General features: G+C 61.6%; 1 pseudogene. It reads left to right on the top strand.

The window, feature by feature from the left end:
* A pseudogene (locus tag GUI70_RS22745) lies at positions 1-388 on the top strand (DDE-type integrase/transposase/recombinase); the annotation flags it as partial.

The raw sequence follows: 388 nt of genomic DNA, 5'->3' as shown, positions 1-388 counted from the left end.
CTGGAGCGAGGATTTCGCAGTCATTGGCAGCGCCCGCGTCAAGCTGCAGGTGGCACATACCAAGCTCTGCTACAGCCGCGCCTTCATTATCCGCGCCTATCTGCTGCAGACGCATGAGATGCTGTTCGATGCGCACAACCACGCCTTCCGGGCGCTTGGCGGCGTGCCGCGGCGGGGCATTTACGACAACATGAGCACTGCCGTGGAAAAGGTCGGTCGCGGCAAGGAGCGCAGCGTCAACCTGCGCTTCCAGGCGATGACCAGCCATTATCTCTTCGAGCCCGATTTCTGCAATCGCGCCGCAGGCTGGGAGAAGGGGCAAGTTGAAAAGAACGTCCAGGATGCCCGCCATCGCCTGTGGCAATCCATGCCGCCGTTCGAAACCCTC

Source organism: Deinococcus alpinitundrae (assembly GCF_009982895.1).
GTDB lineage: Bacteria > Deinococcota > Deinococci > Deinococcales > Deinococcaceae > Deinococcus > Deinococcus alpinitundrae.
Note: the sequence above shows the minus strand (reverse complement) of the source record. Positions and strands in the feature narration are given on the sequence as shown.